Origin of the sequence: Hoylesella enoeca JCM 12259 (assembly GCF_000613405.1) — a bacterium.
Classification (GTDB): domain Bacteria; phylum Bacteroidota; class Bacteroidia; order Bacteroidales; family Bacteroidaceae; genus Prevotella; species Prevotella enoeca.
In genome coordinates, this window is record NZ_BAIX01000100.1 from 1 (window position 1) to 1,577 (window position 1,577).

3 protein-coding genes and 1 pseudogene are annotated in these 1,577 nt (G+C 44.7%); 1 reads left to right on the top strand and 3 read right to left on the bottom strand.

Annotation, left to right across the window (positions count from 1 at the left end):
* Positions 1 to 685, top strand: a 685-nt coding sequence (locus tag JCM12259_RS12725; RefSeq protein ID WP_025066722.1) for an NYN domain-containing protein, incomplete at its 5' end; no start/stop codon positions are given.
* Between the two features lie 160 nt (positions 686 to 845).
* On the opposite strand, the pseudogene JCM12259_RS15615 reads toward JCM12259_RS12725, so the two are convergent.
* The 3 genes and pseudogenes from JCM12259_RS15615 to JCM12259_RS16355 form a co-directional block, all read right to left on the bottom strand.
* Positions 846 to 1,071: pseudogene (locus tag JCM12259_RS15615) on the bottom strand (hypothetical protein).
* A 4-nt stretch (positions 1,072 to 1,075) separates the two neighbouring features.
* A complete protein-coding gene (locus JCM12259_RS12740; RefSeq protein ID WP_004343225.1) occupies positions 1,076 to 1,330 on the bottom strand; it encodes a DUF8466 domain-containing protein in 255 nt (84 codons plus the stop codon).
* Positions 1,331 to 1,362: 32 nt separating this feature from the next.
* Positions 1,363 to 1,577 (bottom strand): PcfJ domain-containing protein (locus JCM12259_RS16355; RefSeq protein ID WP_081784216.1); only part of this gene is annotated, 215 nt, incomplete at its 5' end.

Genomic DNA, 1,577 nt, shown 5'->3' on the forward strand with positions numbered 1-1,577 from the left:
GTCCATCGCCATTCTCATAGATGGCGATAATGTTGCTGCCGACAAACTTGGCGACATCATCTCCTTTGTTTCCTCATACGGCAATCCCATTATTCGGCGTATCTATGCCGATTGGACAAAGTCCGCGATGAAACGATGGAAAGAGGAAGCGAAGACATTCTCTTTCCGTTTGGTGGAAGCGCTTTCTTATGTCGGAGTGAAGAATACGACGGATATGGCACTTGTCATCGATGCGATGGATTTGCTGCATGGAAAAACCGTGCAAGGTTTTTGTATCGTTTCCAGCGACAGCGATTATACGTTGCTTGCCCAGAGAATAAGAGAGGAAGGGCTATTGGTGTTGGGCTATGGCGAACAGAAAACACCGGCATCACTGCAAAACAGCTGTCATGAGTTCCGCTTTTCGGACAAGGCAGATCCCGTCCAACCGAATAATAACACGCCGGATTACTTCATAGACAGAGACCGTGCCTTGTTTGACAAGGCATTCGAGACGGCACGTAAAGGGGATGATACCGTAACGCTTTCACTGATTGGTGGTGAACTTAAAAAGCTGATGCCCAAGTATAAAATCAAGCGTTACGGCTGCAAGACACTCGGGCAACTTTATGTCAGATTGGGAAAATACGAACTGGTCAAGGTCGGTGACAAGGCTGTTGGCAGTGCCATAAGGATAAAACAATGAAAAGAACGATACCAAAACAGCATTTTCAATTGCAGTTTCGGTATCGTTGGTTATTGAAGATAGGGCATAGGCTTTCTTTGCTCCTTATCTTTCCCCGCCTGATTGCTCATGGAAAGAAAGGAGCGGACGGCGGATGTGCCGTCCGCTTGTACGCTGTCGCTTACTCCTTTTGAATGATTATTCGCTGTTGTTTTTACTTTTGGGTGGGTAGAAAATGCCCAACTCACCTCCTCGTCGGGCAAGGTGCTGTGAATGTTACTACCCATTACCAACCCGCAATCTTGCAAAACTTTCTGCCGTGCATCCTCCTTGTTATCGGCAAGGACTTCAAACACGCCCTCGAAAATGTACTGCGTTCTTACTCTGTATATCTTTTTCTTCTCCATATCCCTAAAACTCTGCTATTAACAATCTGTGCTTCATCGGCTCGCCATTCGATAGTCTGCGATGGGTGAGCCAAAAGTGAGTGCGTCCATACCCATAGGCAAAGAAGTTGTCAAGTTCCGTTTCTTCGGCTATCTGTTTAATGGCTGTTCTTAACACTTCCTTGTTATCGGATAGGGTTATTGCATTGATAACCCTAATGAGGATATGGGGTATTTCGTCTGCCCAGTTACATACGAAGCTTTCTATTTCTACTTTCATTGCTGTGATAATTTGATGGTTTATATTTTTCTTTATGCTGTTGCCTTCATTCTTTGGCGTATAAGTCTGCTGTTGGCATTGACAAGGTTTACTATCTGCTCGTGGTATTCCGTATTCTTGTTGCATACTCCACGACTTTGCACCACTTCCAAAGTTCTTAATGATACTTCAATTGTCTCTATTCGTTTGCCTCCAATGGTTGCCGAAAGGATAAGGGAGTCTTCTTTGAGGTAATATCCATTTGAAC